Source organism: Variovorax sp. GW821-FHT09B05, assembly GCF_059418265.1.
Genome location: NZ_JBWKPN010000011.1, coordinates 42,002 through 59,756, shown reverse-complemented (window position 1 = coordinate 59,756; position 17,755 = coordinate 42,002). Strand labels below are relative to the sequence as shown.

At 68.8% G+C, this 17,755-nt stretch carries 19 protein-coding genes; 12 read left to right on the top strand and 7 right to left on the bottom strand.

What is annotated here, in order from left to right; genetic code table 11:
- Positions 1–8: 8 nt before the first annotated feature.
- The 3 genes from AC07RM_RS26270 to AC07RM_RS26260 are packed head-to-tail and all read left to right on the top strand — an operon-like array spanning position 9 to position 2,505.
- Positions 9–743 carry an amino acid ABC transporter permease gene (locus tag AC07RM_RS26270; RefSeq protein ID WP_093340827.1) on the top strand — a complete coding sequence of 245 codons (735 nt, stop codon included), beginning with the start codon at positions 9–11 and terminating at the stop codon, positions 741–743.
- Positions 740–1,483 (top strand): amino acid ABC transporter ATP-binding protein, encoded by a 744-nt coding sequence (locus AC07RM_RS26265; RefSeq protein WP_208509390.1) that lies wholly within the window; start codon positions 740–742, stop codon positions 1,481–1,483. Before AC07RM_RS26270 ends, AC07RM_RS26265 begins: the two co-directional genes overlap by 4 nt.
- Positions 1,480–2,505 (top strand): isopenicillin N synthase family dioxygenase, encoded by a 1,026-nt coding sequence (locus tag AC07RM_RS26260; protein WP_495336439.1) that lies wholly within the window; start codon positions 1,480–1,482, stop codon positions 2,503–2,505. Before AC07RM_RS26265 ends, AC07RM_RS26260 begins: the two co-directional genes overlap by 4 nt.
- On the opposite strand, the gene AC07RM_RS26255 is transcribed toward AC07RM_RS26260, so the two are convergent.
- From AC07RM_RS26255 to AC07RM_RS26230, 6 genes are read right to left on the bottom strand one after another with little or no spacing between them, the layout of a single operon-like run.
- Positions 2,448–2,771: a hypothetical protein gene (locus AC07RM_RS26255; RefSeq protein ID WP_203202555.1), complete on the bottom strand. Its 324-nt coding sequence runs from the start codon at positions 2,769–2,771 to the stop codon at positions 2,448–2,450. The genes AC07RM_RS26260 and AC07RM_RS26255 overlap by 58 nt on opposite strands.
- Complete coding sequence (locus tag AC07RM_RS26250; RefSeq protein WP_495336438.1) at positions 2,768–3,448, bottom strand: HAD family hydrolase; 681 nt, start codon at positions 3,446–3,448, stop codon at positions 2,768–2,770. The genes AC07RM_RS26255 and AC07RM_RS26250 overlap by 4 nt, the downstream gene beginning before the upstream one ends.
- Positions 3,449–3,488: 40 nt before the next feature.
- The gene (locus tag AC07RM_RS26245) at positions 3,489–4,364 is read right to left on the bottom strand and encodes an amidohydrolase family protein (RefSeq protein ID WP_495336437.1); all 876 of its coding nucleotides are present in this window, start codon (positions 4,362–4,364) and stop codon (positions 3,489–3,491) included.
- Between the two features lie 5 nt (positions 4,365–4,369).
- Positions 4,370–5,431 (bottom strand): isocitrate/isopropylmalate dehydrogenase family protein, encoded by a 1,062-nt coding sequence (locus AC07RM_RS26240; RefSeq protein WP_495336436.1) that lies wholly within the window; start codon positions 5,429–5,431, stop codon positions 4,370–4,372.
- Between the two features lie 48 nt (positions 5,432–5,479).
- Positions 5,480–6,490: a Bug family tripartite tricarboxylate transporter substrate binding protein gene (locus AC07RM_RS26235; RefSeq protein ID WP_495336435.1), complete on the bottom strand. Its 1,011-nt coding sequence runs from the start codon at positions 6,488–6,490 to the stop codon at positions 5,480–5,482.
- Between the two features lie 25 nt (positions 6,491–6,515).
- Positions 6,516–7,484 carry a tripartite tricarboxylate transporter substrate binding protein gene (locus AC07RM_RS26230; protein ID WP_495336434.1) on the bottom strand — a complete coding sequence of 323 codons (969 nt, stop codon included), beginning with the start codon at positions 7,482–7,484 and terminating at the stop codon, positions 6,516–6,518.
- Between the two features lie 133 nt (positions 7,485–7,617).
- On the opposite strand from AC07RM_RS26230, the gene AC07RM_RS26225 reads away from it, so the two are divergent.
- Positions 7,618–8,550, top strand: a complete 933-nt coding sequence (locus tag AC07RM_RS26225) for a LysR family transcriptional regulator (protein WP_495336433.1) — start codon at positions 7,618–7,620, stop codon at positions 8,548–8,550.
- A gap of 47 nt (positions 8,551–8,597) precedes the next feature.
- On the opposite strand, the gene AC07RM_RS26220 is transcribed toward AC07RM_RS26225, so the two are convergent.
- Positions 8,598–9,932: an MFS transporter gene (locus tag AC07RM_RS26220; protein WP_093340836.1), complete on the bottom strand. Its 1,335-nt coding sequence runs from the start codon at positions 9,930–9,932 to the stop codon at positions 8,598–8,600.
- Between the two features lie 187 nt (positions 9,933–10,119).
- On the opposite strand from AC07RM_RS26220, the gene cyoA reads away from it, so the two are divergent.
- The 8 genes from cyoA (at position 10,120) to trhA (ending at position 17,755) form a co-directional block, all read left to right on the top strand.
- Positions 10,120–11,154: a ubiquinol oxidase subunit II gene (gene cyoA / locus AC07RM_RS26215; protein WP_495336432.1), complete on the top strand. Its 1,035-nt coding sequence runs from the start codon at positions 10,120–10,122 to the stop codon at positions 11,152–11,154.
- A 2-nt stretch (positions 11,155–11,156) separates the two neighbouring features.
- Positions 11,157–13,160 (top strand): cytochrome o ubiquinol oxidase subunit I, encoded by a 2,004-nt coding sequence (cyoB, locus tag AC07RM_RS26210; protein WP_093340839.1) that lies wholly within the window; start codon positions 11,157–11,159, stop codon positions 13,158–13,160.
- Entirely contained in the window at positions 13,153–13,821 is a 669-nt protein-coding gene (gene cyoC, locus AC07RM_RS26205) for a cytochrome o ubiquinol oxidase subunit III (RefSeq protein ID WP_093340841.1), read from the top strand. The genes cyoB and cyoC overlap by 8 nt, the downstream gene beginning before the upstream one ends.
- The gene (gene cyoD, locus AC07RM_RS26200) at positions 13,818–14,228 is read left to right on the top strand and encodes a cytochrome o ubiquinol oxidase subunit IV (protein WP_093340843.1); all 411 of its coding nucleotides are present in this window, start codon (positions 13,818–13,820) and stop codon (positions 14,226–14,228) included. The genes cyoC and cyoD overlap by 4 nt, the downstream gene beginning before the upstream one ends.
- Entirely contained in the window at positions 14,225–15,082 is an 858-nt protein-coding gene (locus AC07RM_RS26195) for an SURF1 family protein (RefSeq protein WP_495336431.1), read from the top strand. The genes cyoD and AC07RM_RS26195 overlap by 4 nt, the downstream gene beginning before the upstream one ends.
- Positions 15,066–16,451, top strand: coding sequence for an ATP-binding protein (locus AC07RM_RS26190; RefSeq protein ID WP_495336430.1), 1,386 nt, complete (start codon positions 15,066–15,068; stop codon positions 16,449–16,451). Before AC07RM_RS26195 ends, AC07RM_RS26190 begins: the two co-directional genes overlap by 17 nt.
- A complete protein-coding gene (locus AC07RM_RS26185; RefSeq protein WP_495336429.1) occupies positions 16,432–17,001 on the top strand; it encodes a response regulator transcription factor in 570 nt (189 codons plus the stop codon). Before AC07RM_RS26190 ends, AC07RM_RS26185 begins: the two co-directional genes overlap by 20 nt.
- Before the next feature lie 64 nt (positions 17,002–17,065).
- A complete protein-coding gene (gene trhA, locus AC07RM_RS26180; protein WP_495336428.1) occupies positions 17,066–17,755 on the top strand; it encodes a PAQR family membrane homeostasis protein TrhA in 690 nt (229 codons plus the stop codon).

Below are 17,755 nucleotides of genomic sequence, written 5' to 3'. Positions count from 1 at the left end.
GCTTCGCGATGATCGAGCTGATCCAGGACTACTGGCTCTACTTCCTGATCGGCCAGTACCCCAACGGCCCGCTCGGCGGGCTGGTGCTGACCCTGCTGCTGGCCTCGTGCGGGCTGGTGCTCGCGCTGCCGCTGGGCATCGTGCTCGGGCTGGCGCGCGTGAGCCCGTGGCGCTGGCTGCGCTGGCCGGTCAGCGGCTTCGTGTTCGTGGTGCGCGGGCTGCCGCTGCTGATGGTGATCTTCTGGGCCTACTTCTTCCTGCCCAGCGTCACCGGGGTGAAGACCGACCAGTTCGCCACCATGCTGATCGCGCTGGTGGTGTTCGACGCCGCCTACCTGGCCGAGATCGTGCGCGCCGGCATCCAGGGCCTGCCGCGCGGCCAGATGGAGACCGCGCGCGCGCTCGGCCTGAGCTGGAGCCGCGCGATGCGCCTGGTGGTGCTGCCGCAGGCGCTGCGCAGCATGCTGCCCTCGCTGGTGAACCAGTTCGTCTCGACCATCAAGGAGACCTCGCTGGGCTACATCATCGGCCTGGCCGAGGTCTCGTTCATCGCCACCCAGATCAACACCCAGGTGTTCACCAAGCCGGCCCAGGTCTTCGGCATCCTCGGGCTGACCTATTTCATCCTCTGCTTCGGCCTCTCGCGCTTCGCCTACTGGCTCGAGCGCCGCCTCGCGCGGCGCGGCCTGCCGGTGGTCGCGGTCACCGAGGGCCGGGCCGCCGCCCGCAAGGCTTCCGCATGATCGAACTCCAGAACGTCAACAAGTGGTACGGCAGCTACCACGCGCTCGTGGACGTGAGCGAAACCATCCACAAGGGCGAGGTGGTCGTGGTCTGCGGCCCCTCGGGCTCGGGCAAGTCCACGCTGATCCGCACCTTCAACCGGCTCGAGGCGATCCAGTCGGGCCGCATCCTGATCGAGGGCCGGGACATCCACGCGCCGGGCACCGACGTGAACGCCTTCCGCTCGCGCATCGGCTTCGTGTTCCAGCAGTTCAACCTGTTCCCGCACCTCACGGTGCTGCAGAACTGCACCATGGCGCCGATGCAGCTGCACGGCCTCTCGCGCGCGCAGGCCGAGGAGCGCGCGATGGCGCTGCTCGCGCGCGTGGGCCTCGCGAACAAGGCCCGGGCCTGGCCCAGCGAGCTGTCGGGCGGCCAGCAGCAGCGCGTGGCGATCGCGCGCGCGCTCGCGATGCAGCCGCCGGTGATGCTGTTCGACGAACCCACGAGCGCGCTCGACCCCGAGATGGTCGGCGAGGTGCTGCTGGTGATGCGCGACCTGGTGCGCGACGGCATGACCATGGTCTGCGTGACGCACGAGATGGGCTTCGCGCGCGAGGTCGCCGACCGCGTGCTCTTCATGGACGAGGGCAAGGTGCTCGAGCGCGCCACGCCCGACGACTTCTTCAACCGCCCGCAGCATCCGCGCGCGCAGCAGTTCCTGTCCGACATCCGCTCGCCCTTCGCACGCATCCCATGACCCACACCGCTTCCCTCCAGACCCTGCCCGTGATCGACGTCGCGCCGCTGGTGGCCGGCGACGCGCCGGGCCGCGAGGCCGTGGCCGCGCGCATCGGCGAGGCCTGCCGCGCGCACGGCTTCTTCTACGTGACGGGGCATGGCGTCGACCCCGCGCTGGTGGCGCGGCTCGAGACCCTGAGCCACCGCTTCTTCGACCTGCCCGAGGCGACCAAGATGCAGTGGCGCATGGCGCTCGGCGGGCGCGCCTGGCGCGGCTACTTCCCGCTCGGCGGCGAACTGACCTCGGGCCGGCCCGACTGGAAGGAAGGGCTCTACCTCGGCACCGAGCTGCCGGCCACGCATCCGCTGGTGCAGGCCAGGACGCCGGTGCACGGGCCCAACCTCTTTCCCGACGCGCCGGGCCTCGAGGACTTCCGCGACACCATCCTCGGCTACATGGCGGCCGTGACGCAGCTCGGCCACCACCTGATGGAAGGCATCGCGCTGAGCCTCGGCCTGCCGGCCGACTATTTCGCGGCGCGCTACACGGGCGATCCGCTGATCCTGTTCCGGCTCTTCGACTATCCCTCGCAGCCGGTGCCCGAGGGCCTCGACGTGCAATGGGGCGTGGGCGAGCACACCGACTACGGCCTCTTGACGATCCTGCACCAGGACAGCGTGGGCGGCCTCGCGGTGCACACGCCCGCCGGCTGGATCGATGCGCCGCCGATCGCGGGCTCCTTCGTCTGCAACATCGGCGACATGCTCGACCGCATGACCGGCGGCCTCTACAAGTCGACGCCGCACCGCGTGAAGCGCAACACCTCGGGGCGCAACCGGTTGTCGTTCCCGCTGTTCTTCGATCCGAACTTCGAGGCGCGCGTGCAGCGCATCGAGGGCCTCGCGGGCGCGGTGGCCGCGGACGACAGCGCCGAGCGCTGGGACCGCGCCAACGTGCACGCCTTCAGCGGCCGCTACGGCGACTACCTGCTGGCGAAGGTGTCGAAGGTGTTCCCGCAGCTGCGCGACGAAGTGCTCTGAGGCGCGCTCGCGGGAAGGTCGAGGAACTCGTCTTCCCAGCGCCCGACATCCGCGCCGGGATCGGAAATGGGCACCAGCTTGTCGCTGCGGCAGTAGAAGGTCCAGCCCTCGAACAGCACGTCGTAGTAGGTGCCGGGCAGGTAGCGCTCGCTGGGCGCTTCATAGGGCGCCGAGACCACCTCGACGATGCGGCCGACCGCGCGCTCGGTCATCGGCGACGCGAGGCAGCTGTCGAGCACGTGGCACAGGGTGCCGATCCTGATCACGGCCGCACCATCTCGCCGGGAAACCAGCGCGGCAGGTGCGCGTTCGCGTCGTGCAGCGACTCAAGCACATGGAAGGCCTGCTCGACGATCGCCGCCGGCGGGTGCTTGAGGTCCGGCACGATCACCACCCGCAGGCCCGCGGCCAGCGCCGACTTGGCGCCGTTCTCGCTGTCCTCGAAGGCGATGCACTGCGTCGGGTCCACGCCCAGGCGCGAAGCCGCGAGCAGGTAGAGCGCCGGGTCGGGCTTGGCGCGCGGCACCTCGTCGCCGCCCGCGAAAGCCTCGAAGTGATGCAGCACGCCGAGGCTGCCGAGGCAGGCCTGGATCTGCCCGCTGGTCGAGGACGAGGCCACGGCGCAGCGCGTGCCGCGCGCGCGCAGGGCGCCCAGGAACTCGGCCGCGCCGGGCTTGATGGGGAACAGCGGCGTGCCGTCGGAGCGTTCGAGTTGCAGCAGCTTGCGCACATGCGCGATCGCATGGCGGTAGGCCTCGGGTCCGCCGAGCAGCGTGCCGAGGATCACTTCGGACTCCACCGTGGCGAGACCGACGACCTGCAGGTACTGGGTGCGGGAGAGCTCGATGTCGAGCGTGCGGGCCGCCTCGATCCAGGCGGCCATGATGGGCCGCTCCGAGTCGATGAGCAGCCCGTCCATGTCGAAGATGGCGGCGGCAAACATCGGGCAATGCTACGCCAGCGCGCAGGGGCGCGTCCCGTGCTCAGAACGCGTAGAGGCGCGCCGGGTTCTCCACGAGGACCTGCTGTTTCAGCGCGGGCGTCGGCAGCCAGTCGGCGATCGATTCGCCGAGGCAGCCCGTGGGCAGCGTGCGGTAGCGGCTCTCTTCGTGAGGAGCCTTGCCGGCCTCCCTGAACGTGTGAGGCCAGTCGCTGCCCCACAGCACACGCTCGGGGGCGGCCTGCACGAACGCGCCAGCCCAATGGGTCACACGCTGCGGGTCGGGTGCGCCGGAAGGAGAGAGCCGGTAGGGCGCGGAGAGCTTGATGTACCCATTGCCCGAGCGCAGCAGTTCCACCAGCGCGGCCGCGCGCGCGTCATCGGGCGCGGTATCCGCCGGCAGCATCGCAAAGTGGTCCAGCACCACGGGCACGGCCAGGCGCGCCAACGGCTCGGCGAGCGCGGCAACGGTGTCCAACGCCGCGTAGACCTGCAGATGCCAGCCGAGGCCGGAGATGCGGTCGGCCCATCGCGCGAGCGCCGACTGCACGGCCCGCGCATCGCGAACGCCCGCGCTTTCGACATTCACGCGCAGCCCGCGCACGCCGCGCCGGTGCAAGCGGCTCAAGGTGACGGCGTCCACCTCCTCGTCCAGTACCGCGATGCCGCGAGCGGTGTCCGGCAGGCGGTCCAGGCTGTCGAGCAGGCAGCGGTTGTCGGTGCCATAGACGCTGGGCTGCACGATGACGACGCGTTGCAATCCTTGCAGCGCGAGGTGCGCCAGCAATGCATCGTGCGATGCCGGGCCCGGCGTGTAGTGCCGGTCCTCGACCATCGGATAGGCGCTGCGGGGTCCGATGACGTGCGCATGGCAATCGCACGCCTTCGGCGGCAATCGCGAATCGGCGGGCCCGCCCATCGGCATCACGCCGCCAGCAGCCGCCGTACGAAGGCCTGCCCCGCTTCGGCCGTGCCCAGCTCGCCGCCGACATCGCGCGTGCCCTCGCGCGCCTGGATCGCTGCCGTCGCCACTGCGTCGATGGCCTGGGCCGCTGCCGTGAAGGCCGGCAGGTTCTTGCGCTGCCCGTGCCAACCGAGCAACTGGCCCGCGGACAGGATCAGCGAATACGGATTCGCGATGTTGTGCCCCGCGATGTCGGGCGCCGAGCCATGCGCGGCCTGACCCATGGCGTGGTCCCTGCCCGCGTTGAGCGAGCCGCCCAGGCCAAGGCTGCCGGAGAGTTCGGCCGTGAGGTCCGAGAGGATGTCGCCGAACATGTTGGTCGTGACGATCACGTCGAAGCGCTGCGGCGCGCGCACCGCGTGCGCCATCATCGCGTCGACGATGAAGTCGTCGACCCGCACCTCCGGAAATTCCTTGCCCACCTCGCGGCAGATGTCCAGGAACATGCCGTCGCCGATCTTCAGCACGTTGGCCTTGTGTACGAGCGTGAGGTGGCGCTTGCGCGTCAACGCCAACTCGAAGGCCGAGCGCGCGATGCGCTCGCAGCACAGCCGCGTGATGCGGCGCAGCGAGATGACCACGTCCGGCGTGACCAGCATTTCGCTGGACCCCGATTCGATGTTGCGGTCGGCGTAGAAGCCCTCGGTGTTCTCGCGCACCACCACCAGGTCGAACTCGCCCACGCGGTGGTCCATGCCCGGGAAGGTGCGCGACGGGCGGATGTTGGCGTAGAGATCGAGTTCCTTGCGGAAGAACTTCGACGGATTGATCTCGCCCCGGGCCTCGTCCTTGAAGTCGTAGGTGGCCATGGGGCCGAGCATCAGGCCGTCGGCGGCCTTGACCTTGGCCAGCAGCGCCGGCGTCACGGTCGCTCCGTGGCGGCGCAGGCTCTCGTGGCCCGCGATGTCGTGGTCGAACGCGAGGCCGAGCGCAAAGCGCGTCGACGCGGCCTCGAGCACCTGAACGGTGGCGGCCATGGTCTCGGGGCCGATGCCATCACCGGGAAGAACGACGATTTTCATGAGGGAACCTGGAAGGAAGGATGAAGGAAGGATTGACGGACGGGCCGCTCAGTCGATGTGCGCACCGACGGCCTTGATGAGGCGCGCGTACTTGTCGTTCTCGCCGCGCACGAAAGCGGTGAAGCGCTCCTGCGAAAGCGGCTCGACGGCGCTGCCGTCGGCCTCCAAGCGCGCGTGCATGGCGGGCTCGGCAACGACCTTGTTGATCTCCGCGTTCAGCGCCGCAACGATCGCGTCAGGCGTGTCGCGCGGCGCGAAGAAGCCGCCCCACAGGCTGAAGTCGAAGCCGGCCACGGCCGCTTCCGCCACCGTGGGCACCTGCGGCAGCGCCGCCATGCGGCGCGGCGAGGACACGGCCAGCGCCTTGACCTTGCCGCCCTTCAGGTGCGCCGTGACTGCCGATGCGCTCGCGAAAAAGAACTGCACCTGGCCGCCGATCAGGTCGGTGATGGCCTGGCCCGCGCCCTTGTAGGGGATGTGGACCATCTCGGTGCGGGTGCCCAGCGCCAGCGCGGCCGCAGCAAGGTGCCCCGGCGTGGCGGTGCCCGACGAGGCGTAGGAAACGCTGCCGGGCTTGGTGCGCGCGAGCTGCAGCAGCTCGGCCAGCGTGTTGAACGGCGCACCGGCCGGCGCCGCCATGATCAGTGGCGCATTGCCCACGAGCGCCACGGCGCGAAAGTCCTTGATCGCGTCGTACCCCGGGCTCTTCATCGCCGAGCCGTTGACCGCCATCTCGCCCGTCTGCCCGAGCAGCAGCGTATAGCCGTCGCCGCGGGCCTTGGCCACCAGCCGCGCGCCCAGCGCGCCCGTGGCGCCGGGGCGGTTGTCGACGAGAACCGGCTGCCCCAGCGAGCGCGAGAGCCGGTCGCCGACCAGGCGCGCGAACACGTCGCCCTGCCCGCCCGGTGCGTAGGGAACGATGACGGTGATGGGCCGCGAAGGGTAGTCCTCCTTGCCCCAGGCGTTGCCGGCCAGGGCGCAGGCAGTGGCGGCCATGCCGGTGCCGAGGAATTGGCGGCGGCCGCAGCGAACTTCCGGCCAGATGGTGTCGAACCTCATCGGAGTCTCTTTTCTTTCAGCGCCATCAGCGCAGTTGCATGCCGGGGTTGCTCGCGACCTTGCGCCACAGCGCCAGTTCCTTGTTGAGCTCCTGGCCGAAGGCGGCGGGCGCGAGCCGCACGGGGTCGGCGCCTTCGCTCAACAGGCGCCCCTTCACCGGCTCCGCCGCGGCCGCATCGTTCACGGCGCGGTTGAGCGCATCGACGATGGCCGGTGGTGTTTTCGCGGGAACCAGCACGCCCCACCACGTGCTCACGTCGAAGCCGGGGATGCCCGCCTCGGCCATGGTGGGCACGCCGGGGAACAGCGGCGAGCGCTTCGCGCTGGTCACCGCCAGCAGCGGGAGCTTGCCGTCGCGCACGAACGGCAGGATGGTCGGCACCGTGGAAAAGAAAAGATCGATGCGCCCCGACAGCAGCTCCACCGTGGCCGGTCCGCTGCCCTTGAACGGTACGTGCGTCATGTTCAGACCGGCCTTCTGGCGGAACATCTCGCCGGCCAGGTGGTTGATGCTGCCGTTGCCGGCCGAACAGAAGTTCAGCCCTTCCGGCCTGGACTTCGCGGCCGCGATGGCGTCGGCCATGCTTTTCACGCCCAGCTGCGGGGAGGCGACCACCAGCAACGGACCGCGCCCGATCATCGCGACGGGCGCGAAGGACTTGACCGGGTCGTAGGGCAGCCTGGCTTCGATGGCCGCGTTGGTGGCGAACGTGGAGGTGGCGAACAGCACCGTGTAGCCGTCGGGCCTGGCCTTGGCGACCATGTCCGCGCCGATGGCGCCGCCGGCCCCGCCGCGGTTGTCGATGACAACAGGCTGGCCCAGGCGGTCGGCCATGTTCCTGGCGATGTCGCGCGCAATGCTGTCGGTGCCGCCGCCGGGGGCGAAGGGCACGATCATGGTGATCGGCCTGGTGGGGTATGCGGGTTGCGCCACCGCTGCGAAGGGCAGCGCGATCACCGCGGCGATCGTTGCGGCGCGAAGGGAAATCTTCATGGTCGGATTTGTCTCGTTGGTCTCGTGCCTGCGGCGCGCTGGTGTCCGGCCGGACGGCGCCTGTCGATGAATCATCGGCAATGCATGGGCTGCTGTAAATTGCAAAAATCGTGTCGATTGATACGATCAACGCATGAATTTCGACCTCTCGGACATGCGCGCCTTCGTCGCCGTCGCGGACCTCGGCAGCTTCCGCGCCGCGGCGGAAACGCTGCACATCTCGCAACCCGCGCTCTCGCGCCGCGTCGACAAGCTGGAGCAGGCGCTCGGCTTCAGGCTCTTCGAGCGCACCACGCGCAAGGTCGAGCTCAACGCGATGGGGCGCAGCTTCGTGCCGAGGGCGCGGCATGTGCTGAACGAACTGGAAAACGCGCTGCTGGGCATGACCGACCTGTCGGACCGGCTGCGCGGGCAGGTCACCGTGGCCTGCGTGCCCTCGTCCGTGCCCAACTTCCTGGCCGGGGCGGTGGAGGCCTTCCAGAAGAAATTTCCGCGCATCCGGGTGCGCCTGATCGACGAGACGGCCGCCGAGATCCTGCTGGCGGTGGCGCGCTCGGAGGCGGACTTCGGCGTGAGCTACTGGGGCGCGCAGGAGCCCGACCTGGAGTTCCAGGCGCTGGCCGAGGAGCGCTTCGTGCTCGCCTGCCTGCCGAGCCATCCGCTGGCGCGCAGGCGCCGCGTGAAGTGGGCAGACCTGGCCGAGCACCAGTGCGTGGTGCTCGCGCCCGGCACCGGCAACCGGGTGCTGATCGATCAGGCGCTCTCCACCGTCGCCTCGCCGCCCAACTGGACCTGCGAGGTGCGCCACGTGCCGGCGCTGCTGAGCCTGATCGAGGCAGGCATCGGCGTGGGCGCCGTGCCGCGCTTCGCGATGCGCGGCGGCCAGGGCGCGACGCTCGCGAGCGTGCCGCTGGTCGAGCCCGAGGTCGCACGCACCATCGGCGTGATCAAGCGCCGCGCGCGGCCGCTGATGCCCGCGGCGCAGGCCTTTCACGATCTGCTGGTGGCCTCGCACGTGCGCGGCAACGCGGGGCCAACGCGCGAGCGGAAGAACGGCGCGGCGTGAAAAAAAAAGGGGCCAGAGGCCCCTTTTCATCGACAGCTTCGGCGAGGTCAGTCGCGCACCAGCGCCCGGTTCAACCCCAGCGCCGCCAGCGTTCCCGCCGCGCCCGACAGCAGGTACACGCTCACGTAGGCCAGCCCGAAATGGGCCGACAGCCCCAGCGCGACCAGCGGCGCGAAGGCGGCGCCGATCAGCCAGGCCAGGTCGGTGGTCAGCGCGGCGCCGGTGTAGCGGTACTTGGCCTCGAAGTTGCCGGTGACGGCACCGGCCGCCTGGCCGTACGACAGGCCCAGCAGGATGAAGCCCAGCAGGATGAACACGTCCTGGCCGATCTTGCCGCCATCGAGCAGCGTGGGCGCGAAGCCGCTGAACACGGCGATCAGGCCCGCGAGGCCGCCCAGCGTGGAGCGGCGGCCGATGCGGTCGGCGATCAGGCCCGAGGCCACGATGCCGCCGGCACCGAGCACGGCGCCGATCATCTGGATCACCAGGAACTCGGTGATGGCCTGGTTCGAGTACAGCGTGATCCACGACAGCGGGAACACGGTGATCAGGTGGAACAGCGCATAGCTGGCCAGCGCCGCGAAGGCGCCGATCAGCAGGTTCGAGCCCTGCGAGCGCACCAGCTCGACCACGCTGGTGGGCTGCAGCTCGCGCTCCTCGAGCAGGCGCGCGTACTCGTCGGCCGCCACCAGGCGCAGGCGTGCGAACAGCGCCACCACGTTGATCGCGAAGGCCACGTAGAAGGTGTAGCGCCAGCCCCAGTCGAGGAAGTCCTCGAGCGTCAGGCTCGAATAGAGGTACGCGAACAGCGCGCTGGCCACGAAGAAGCCGATCGGCGCGCCGAGCTGGCCCAGCATGGCGTACCAGCCGCGGCGGTTGGCCGGGGCGTTGAGCGCGAGCAGCGAGGGCAGGCCGTCCCACGAGCCGCCGAAGGCCAGGCCCTGGCCGAAACGGAAGATCGACAGCAGCACGATCGAGGTGAAGCCCAGGCTCGCGTAGCCCGGCAGGAAGGCGATGCCGGCGGTCGAGGTGCCGAGCACGAACAGCGCCAGCGTGAGCTTGGTCTCGCGGCCGAAACGTCGCTGGATCTCCATCGAGATGACAGTTCCGAACGGCCGTGCGATGAAGGCGAAGGAAAAGACCACGAAGGCCCAGAGGGTTCCCTCGAGCCGCTGCTCGAACGGGAAGAAGACCGCCGGGAACACCAGCACCGAGGCGATGCCGTAGACGAAGAAGTCGAAATATTCCGAGGCGCGGCCGATGACCACGCCGACGGCGATCTCGCCCGGGTCGATGCGCGAGTGGTCGTCCTCCGGGGCGCCGGTGTCGGACGTGTGCGGCACAGGCGATGCGCCTTGCGGACTGATGCTGGACGTCGTCATTGGGTTATGTAATTCGGTTGTCACGAAGCGTGACAAAGGTAGGCCATGAAACAGACTCCGAGCGTCTCACCGAACGAGGATTCCCGCCATAGGACAAAACGTCCAATAGCCTGCGGGAACCTTTGGTCGTAGATTGTGGGGTCTTTCGCGCGGCCCTGGCCACCCTTCCGCCCTTCCGTCTCTCGGCATGCCCATCCTCCACACCCTTCGCCGATGGCTCCTGCTGTTGCCCCTCGCCTTCCTGGCGGGCTGCAACACGGTGCTCCTGAATCCCTCCGGCGACATCGCCAACCAGCAAGGACGGCTGATCGTCGTCTCGACCGTGCTGATGCTGATCATCATCATCCCGGTGATCGCGCTGACGGTCTTCTTCGCCTGGCGCTACCGCGCCTCGAACAAGGAAGCCATCTACAAGCCGAACTGGGACCACTCGACCCAGCTCGAGCTCGCGATCTGGGCCGCGCCGCTCTTGATCATCATCGCGCTGGGCGCCATCACCTGGATCAGCACCCACACGCTCGACCCCTACCGCCCGCTCAGCCGCATCGACGCGCAGCGCCCGGTCACGGCCGACATCAAGCCGCTGACCGTGGAAGTGGTGGCGCTCGACTGGAAGTGGCTGTTCATCTACCCCGAGCAGGGCTTCGCCACGGTGAACGAACTCGCGGCCCCGGTGGACCGCCCGATCACCTTCAAGATCACTGCCTCGTCGGTGATGAACTCCTTCTTCATCCCCGCGCTGGCCGGCCAGATCTACGCCATGCCCGGCATGGAGACCAAGCTGCACGCGGTCATCAACGCGCCCGGCGAGTTCGACGGCTTCTCGGCCAACTACAGCGGCGCCGGCTTCTCGGGCATGCGCTTCAAGTTCCACGGCCTGAGCAACGCCGACTTCGACAAGTGGGTGCAGAAGGTCAAGTCCAGCCCCGAAGGCGAACTCAGCCGCGAGCGCTACCAGAAGCTCGAAGTGCCGAGCGAGCGTGAGCCGGCCAGGCATTTCGCGAGCGTGTCGCCCGACCTCTACGGCGCCATCCTCAACCGCTGCGTCGACCGCAGCAAGATGTGCATGAGCCAGATGATGGCGATCGACGCCGACGGCGGCCTGGGCAAGCCCGGCGCCTACAACGTCGCGACCGCGCAGCCCTGGCAACCCGACGACATCAATTCGCCCAAGCGTGCGTACGGCAAGTACGTCACGGCGATGTGCACCACCGAAGAATGACGATGCTCCAGAACCTCGACCTGACGAAGCTCGTCTTCGGCCGCCTCACGTGGGAGGCGATCCCCTACCACGAACCGATCCTGCTGGTGACCTTCGCCGCCGTCGTGCTCGGCGGTGTCGCGCTGCTCGGCGCGATCACCTACTTCAAGCTGTGGAGCACGCTGTGGCACGACTGGATCACCAGCATCGACCACAAGAAGATCGGCATCATGTACATCGTGCTGGGCCTGGTGATGCTGCTGCGCGGCTTCGCCGACGCGCTGATGATGCGCGCCCAGCAGGCGGTGGCCTTCGGCGACAACGCGGGCTTCCTGCCGCCGCACCACTACGACCAGATCTTCACGGCCCACGGCGTGATCATGATCTTCTTCGTGGCGATGCCGCTGGTCACGGGCCTGATGAACTTCGTGGTGCCGCTGCAGATCGGCGCGCGCGACGTGGCCTTCCCGTTCCTGAACAACTTCAGCTTCTGGATGACCACCTTCGGCGCCGGCCTCGTGATGGCCTCGCTGTTCGTCGGCGAGTTCGCCAAGACCGGCTGGCTGGCCTACCCGCCGCTGTCGGGCATCCTCTTCAGCCCCGACGTGGGGGTCGACTACTACATCTGGTCGTTGCAGATAGCGGGGGTGGGCACGTTGCTCTCGGGCGTGAACCTGCTGGCGACCATCGTGAAGATGCGCGCGCCCGGCATGACCATGATGAAGATGCCCGTCTTCACCTGGACCGCGCTGTGCACCAACGTGCTGATCGTCGCCGCCTTCCCGGTGCTGACCGCCGTGCTGGCCCTGCTGTCGCTCGACCGCTACGTCGGCACCAACTTCTTCACGAACGACATGGGCGGCAACGCCATGATGTACGTGAACCTGATCTGGATCTGGGGCCACCCCGAGGTCTACATCCTGATCCTGCCGGCCTTCGGCATCTTCTCGGAGGTGGTCTCCACCTTCTCGGGCAAGCGCCTGTTCGGCTACGCCTCGATGGTCTACGCCACGGTCGTGATCACGATCCTGTCGTACCTGGTGTGGCTGCACCACTTCTTCACCATGGGCTCGGGCGCCAGCGTGAACTCCTTCTTCGGGATCACGACGATGATCATCTCGATCCCGACCGGGGCGAAGATCTTCAACTGGCTCTTCACCATGTACCGCGGCCGCATCCGCTTCGAGCTGCCGATGATGTGGACCATCGGCTTCATGATCACCTTCGTGATCGGCGGCATGACCGGCGTGCTGCTGGCCGTGCCCCCGGCCGACTTCGTGCTGCACAACAGCCTGTTCCTGATCGCCCACTTCCACAACGTGATCATCGGCGGCGTGCTGTTCGGCATGCTGGCGGGCATCACCTACTGGTTCCCGAAGGCCTTCGGCTACAAGCTCGATCCGTTCTGGGGCAAGTGCTCGTTCTGGTTCTGGATCGTCGGCTTCTGGTTCGCCTTCATGCCGCTGTACATCCTGGGCCTGATGGGCGTGACCCGCCGCATGAGCCACTTCCAGGACATGTCGCTGCAGATCTGGTTCCAGGTCGCCGCCTTCGGCGCCGTGCTGATCGCGCTGGGCATCGCCTCGTTCCTGATCCAGATCGTGGTGAGCTACATCCGCCGCGACTCGCTGCGCGACACCACGGGCGACCCGTGGGACGGCCGCACGCTCGAATGGTCGACCTCGTCGCCGCCGCCGGCCTACAACTTCGCGTTCACGCCGCGCATCCATGACAACGACGCCTGGTCCGACATGAAGGCACGCGGCTACCAGCGTCCGCTGGAAGGCTTCAGCCCGATCCACATGCCCAAGAACACGGCCGCCGGCTTCATCATCGCGGCGCTGAGCGCGGCCTTCGGCTTCGCCATGATCTGGCAGATGTGGCTGGTGGCCGGCGTGAGCTTCTTCGTGATGCTCGTGGCCATCATCGTCCACACCTTCAACTACAAGCGCGACTACCACATCCCCGCGGACGAAGTCGTCCGCACCGAAGACGCTCGCACGCGCCTCCTGGCCGCCCATGTCTAACAGTACCGCCCTCCCCTCCAGCCCCGCCGGCACCCACACCGTGGGCAACGCGCCGAGCGTGCCGACCTTCGAGCTGTTCAACGTCCGCAACGAGGACCACCATCCGGAGAACGGCACCCTGCTCGGGTTCTGGCTCTATCTGATGAGCGACTGCCTCATCTTCGCCTGCCTGTTCGCGGTGTACGGCGTGCTGGGCCGCAGCTACGCGGCCGGCCCCTCGGGCGCCGACCTGTTCGACCTGCCGCTGGTGGCGATCAACACCTCGCTGCTGCTGCTGTCGTCGATCACCTACGGCTTCGCGATGCTCGAGATGCAGAAGCGGCGCATGGGCGGCACGCTGGTATGGCTGGCCATCACCGGCCTGCTGGGCGCGGGCTTCATCGGCCTCGAGCTCTACGAATTCGCGCACCTGATCCACGAGGGCGCGGGCCCGCAGCGCAGCGCCTTCCTGTCCTCGTTCTTCGCGCTGGTCGGCACCCACGGGCTGCACGTCACCTTCGGCATCGTCTGGCTGATCGTGCTGCTGTTCCAGTTGCCCAAGCACGGCTTCACCGCCGCCAACCGCCGCCGCCTGATGTGCCTGTCGATGTTCTGGCACTTCCTGGACGTCGTCTGGATCGGCGTCTTCACCTTCGTGTACCTGATGGGATCCATGGCATGAGCGCAGCACCCCACGACACCCATGGCCACGGCCATGACGACCACGGCCACGGCGAGCACCACGACGACGGCCCGGTGAGCCACAGCACCTTCAAGGGCTACATGACCGGCTTCGTGCTGGCCGTGATCCTCACCGCCATTCCGTTCTGGCTCGTGATGGGCAAGGTGCTCGACAGCAAGAGCACGACCGCGCTGATCATCCTCGGCTTCGCCGTGGTGCAGATCGTGGTGCACATGGTCTACTTCCTGCACATGGACACCAAGTCCGAGGGCGGCTGGAACATGCTGGCGCTGATCTTCACGCTGGTGCTCGTGGTCATCACGCTGGCCGGTTCGCTGTGGGTCATGTACCACATGAACACCAACATGATGCCGCCGTCGATGCACGACATGAAGAACATGCCTTGAGTGCGCCGGCCACCGACCGCACGCCCGCCGGCCGCCAGCGCTCCGCAGCCGGGCTCGTGGTGCTGGCGGTCCTCGGGGCCGTGCTGTTCGCCGCTTTCTTCGCGCTCGGCACCTGGCAGGTCGAGCGCCGGGCCTGGAAGCTGGCCCTGATCGAGCGCGTCGAGCAGCGCGTGCATGCCGTGCCGGTCGCGCCCCCGGCGCGCGCCGACTGGCCGCGCGTCAATGCCGCCGACGATGAATACCGCCACGTGCGGCTCTCGGGCACCTTCCTCCACGAGAAAGAGACCCTGGTGCAGGCCAGCACCAACCTCGGCGCCGGCTTCTGGGTGCTGACGCCGCTGCAGACCGCGCGCGGCGTGGTGATGGTCAACCGCGGCTTCGTGCCGCCCGAGGCTCGCGAGCGCGCCGCGCGCACCGCGCCCGAGCCCATGGGCGAGACCCAGGTGACGGGCCTGCTGCGCATCAGCGAGCCGCGCGGCGGCTTCCTGCGCAGCAACGATCCGGCCGGCGGGCGCTGGTACTCGCGCGACGTGGCGGCGATCGCCGCGGCGCACGGCATCGCGGCCGACGCGGTGGCGCCCTACTTCATCGACGCCGAGGCCGAGCCCGGCATCCCGCGCGCGCTCGACGGCGCGCCCGCCTGGCCCGCGCCCGGCCTCACCGTCATCGCCTTCCACAACAGCCACCTGGTGTACGCGCTCACGTGGTACGGGCTGGCGCTGATGGTCGCCGCGGGCGCGGTCTTCGTCTGGCGCGACGAGCGCCGACGCCGCGGCGGCGGCGACAATGCGCGCCATGCCGACGGACAGCCGCACGCCGCCCCCGCTTCCCATCGCGATGCCGACCGCGGCTGACGCGGTCGCGGTCGCCGGCACGCTGCAGGCCCCGCGCGCGGGCGTGGCCAGCCTGGACAACGCGACCGGCCACAAGAACATGCAGCAGCTGATCCAGCTGCGCTGGTTCGCCGTGGTGGGGCAGGTGGTGACGATCCTGGTGGTGCACTACGGCTACCGCATCCACCTGCCGCTCAACCAGATGCTGCAGGCGCTGACCTGCCTGGCGCTGTTCAATCTCGCGAGCCTGCTGCGCTGGCGCACCCACCGTCGCGTGACCAACGGCGAGCTGATGCTCGCGCTGCTGGTCGACGTGGCGATCCTGACCTCGCTGCTCTACCTGAGCGGCGGCGCCAGCAACCCCTTCGTCTTCCTCTACCTGCTGCAGGTGATCCTGGGCGCGGTGCTGCTCAAGCCCTGGTCGACCTGGACCGTGGTGGGCGTCACCACCCTGTGCTTCGCGGGGCTGGCGCTGTTCTCGCGCCCGCTCTCGCTGCCGCCCGACCACGACCGCGGCCTGTGGAGCCCCTACATCCAGGGCACGCTGGTGTGCTTCGCGCTCAACGCGGCGCTGCTGGTGGTGTTCATCACGCGCATCAGCGGCAACCTGCGCGAGCGCGACGCCAAGCTCGCGGGCCTGCGCCAGCGCGCCGCCGAGGAGGAGCACATCGTGCGCATGGGCCTGCTCGCTTCGGGCGCGGCGCACGAGCTCGGCACGCCGCTGGCCACGCTGGCCGTGATCCTCGGCGACTGGCGCCGGCTGCCGCACTTCAGCTCCGACCCCGAGCTGCTGCAGGAAGTCAGCGAGATGGAGATCCAGATCCAGCGCTGCAAGTCGATCGTCAGCGGCATCCTGCTGTCGGCCGGCGAGGCGCGCGGCGAGTCGTCGGAGGAGACCACGGTCAGCACCTTCCTCGACGACCTGGTCGAGGAGTGGCGCACCACGCGGCCGGTCGGCACCTTCGTCTACGACAACCGCTTCGGCCGCGACCTGCCGATGGTCTCCGACTCGGCGCTCAAGCAGATGATCTGCAACGTGCTCGACAATGCGCTCGAAGCCTCGCCGCACTGGGTGCGGCTCGAGGTGGCGCACGAGGGCGACGACCTGCAGCTGGTCGTCACCGATGCCGGCCCGGGCTTCGCGCCCGCGATGCTGGCGCAGTTCGGCAAGCCCTACCAGTCGAGCAAGGGCCGCCCCGGCGGCGGCCTGGGCCTGTTCCTGGTGGTCAACGTGGCGCGCACCGTGGGCGGCCGCGTGGCCGCGCGCAACCGACCCGAGGGCGGCGCCGCGGTCACGCTGGCGCTGCCGCTCTCGGCCATCGTGCTGGAAGAAGAGGACGACGAGGAAGAGAACATCGGGATGCATGGCCATGACGGAATCCCCCACTGACACCGGCGCCAAGGCCGAGGCCGAACGCCAGCTGCTGATCGTCGAGGACGACGCGGCCTTCGCGCGCACCCTGGGCCGCTCGTTCGAGCGCCGCGGCTACACCGTGCTGCACGCGAGCAACCTCGAGGACGTCGAGGACCTGCTGCGCCACCATGCGCCGGGCTACGCGGTGGTCGACCTCAAGCTCAACGGCGAGGCCTCGGGCCTGGCCTGCGTGCAGACGCTGCACCGGCACGACGCCAAGACGCTGATCGTGGTGCTGACCGGCTTCGCGAGCATCGCCACCGCGGTCGAGGCGATCAAGCTCGGCGCCTGCCACTACCTGGCCAAGCCCTCGAACACCGACGACATCGAAGCCGCCTTCGGCCGCGCGGTCGGCACCACCGAGGTCGAGCTGACCAACCGCTCGACCTCGATCAAGACCCTCGAATGGGAACGCATCCACGAGACCCTGGCCGAGACCGGCTTCAACATCTCCGAGACCGCGCGCCGGCTCGGCATGCACCGGCGAACGCTCGCGCGCAAGCTCGGCAAGCAGCAGGTCAAGTAGCGGCCCCGGCGGCGCGACATCGAGGAACCCACGGCAAGCACCGACACTCTTTCTTGGGATGACCATGCACCCGACACCAACGCCCGCCCCTGTCGCCGCCCGCCGCGTCGCGCCCGTGGTGCGCGACCAGACCACGCTCGAGGAGATCTTCAACGCGCTGAGCCATGGCCTCGGGCTGCTGCTGGCGATCGCCTCGCTGCCGATCCTGGTCTACAGCGCGGCGCAGAAGGGCACCGCGGCCGGCATCGTCGGCGCCAGCCTGTTCGCCGGCACCGCGATCGTGCTGTACCTGATCTCCACGCTGTATCACGCGCTGCCGATGGGCCGCGCCAAGGCCTGGTTCAACCGCTTCGACCATGCCGCGATCTATCTGTTCATCGCGGGCAGCTACATGCCCTTCGTGCTCGGCGTGCTGCGCGGGCCCTGGGGCTGGACGCTGTTCGGCGCGATCTGGGCCGCGGCGGCGCTGGGCGTGGGCGCCAAGCTGTTCGACCGGCTCAAGCATCCGCTGTGGTCCACCGGCCTCTACGTGGCGATGGGCTGGATGGCGCTGATGGCGGCGGTGCCGCTGGTGGAGCGCATGTCGGGCGCGGGCCTGGGCTGGCTGGTGGCCGGCGGCCTGTTCTACACCGCGGGCGCGGTGGTCTTCCTGTTCGATTCCAAGGTGCGCTTCGCCCACTTCGTCTGGCACCTGTTCGTGCTCGCGGGCAGCACCTGCCACTTCTTCGCCGTGCTCTGGCACGCGCACGGCTGA

What these genes read in the sequence shown, in the direction of transcription:
- trhA (WP_495336428.1), top strand. Translation starts at nt 17,066, where the DNA reads ATGCACCCGACACCAACGCCCGCCCCTGTCGCCGCCCGCCGCGTCGCG.
- AC07RM_RS26185 (WP_495336429.1), top strand. Translation starts at nt 16,432, where the DNA reads ATGACGGAATCCCCCACTGACACCGGCGCCAAGGCCGAGGCCGAACGC.
- AC07RM_RS26250 (WP_495336438.1), bottom strand. Translation starts at nt 3,448, where the DNA reads ATGTTTGCCGCCGCCATCTTCGACATGGACGGGCTGCTCATCGACTCG.
- AC07RM_RS26240 (WP_495336436.1), bottom strand. Translation starts at nt 5,431, where the DNA reads ATGAAAATCGTCGTTCTTCCCGGTGATGGCATCGGCCCCGAGACCATG.
- AC07RM_RS26245 (WP_495336437.1), bottom strand. Translation starts at nt 4,364, where the DNA reads ATGGGCGGGCCCGCCGATTCGCGATTGCCGCCGAAGGCGTGCGATTGC.
- AC07RM_RS26270 (WP_093340827.1), top strand. Translation starts at nt 9, where the DNA reads ATGATCGAGCTGATCCAGGACTACTGGCTCTACTTCCTGATCGGCCAG.
- AC07RM_RS26235 (WP_495336435.1), bottom strand. Translation starts at nt 6,490, where the DNA reads ATGAGGTTCGACACCATCTGGCCGGAAGTTCGCTGCGGCCGCCGCCAA.
- AC07RM_RS26220 (WP_093340836.1), bottom strand. Translation starts at nt 9,932, where the DNA reads ATGACGACGTCCAGCATCAGTCCGCAAGGCGCATCGCCTGTGCCGCAC.
- cyoC (WP_093340841.1), top strand. Translation starts at nt 13,153, where the DNA reads ATGTCTAACAGTACCGCCCTCCCCTCCAGCCCCGCCGGCACCCACACC.
- AC07RM_RS26265 (WP_208509390.1), top strand. Translation starts at nt 740, where the DNA reads ATGATCGAACTCCAGAACGTCAACAAGTGGTACGGCAGCTACCACGCG.
- cyoB (WP_093340839.1), top strand. Translation starts at nt 11,157, where the DNA reads ATGCTCCAGAACCTCGACCTGACGAAGCTCGTCTTCGGCCGCCTCACG.
- cyoA (WP_495336432.1), top strand. Translation starts at nt 10,120, where the DNA reads ATGCCCATCCTCCACACCCTTCGCCGATGGCTCCTGCTGTTGCCCCTC.
- AC07RM_RS26230 (WP_495336434.1), bottom strand. Translation starts at nt 7,484, where the DNA reads ATGAAGATTTCCCTTCGCGCCGCAACGATCGCCGCGGTGATCGCGCTG.
- AC07RM_RS26260 (WP_495336439.1), top strand. Translation starts at nt 1,480, where the DNA reads ATGACCCACACCGCTTCCCTCCAGACCCTGCCCGTGATCGACGTCGCG.
- AC07RM_RS26190 (WP_495336430.1), top strand. Translation starts at nt 15,066, where the DNA reads ATGCCGACCGCGGCTGACGCGGTCGCGGTCGCCGGCACGCTGCAGGCC.
- AC07RM_RS26225 (WP_495336433.1), top strand. Translation starts at nt 7,618, where the DNA reads ATGAATTTCGACCTCTCGGACATGCGCGCCTTCGTCGCCGTCGCGGAC.
- cyoD (WP_093340843.1), top strand. Translation starts at nt 13,818, where the DNA reads ATGAGCGCAGCACCCCACGACACCCATGGCCACGGCCATGACGACCAC.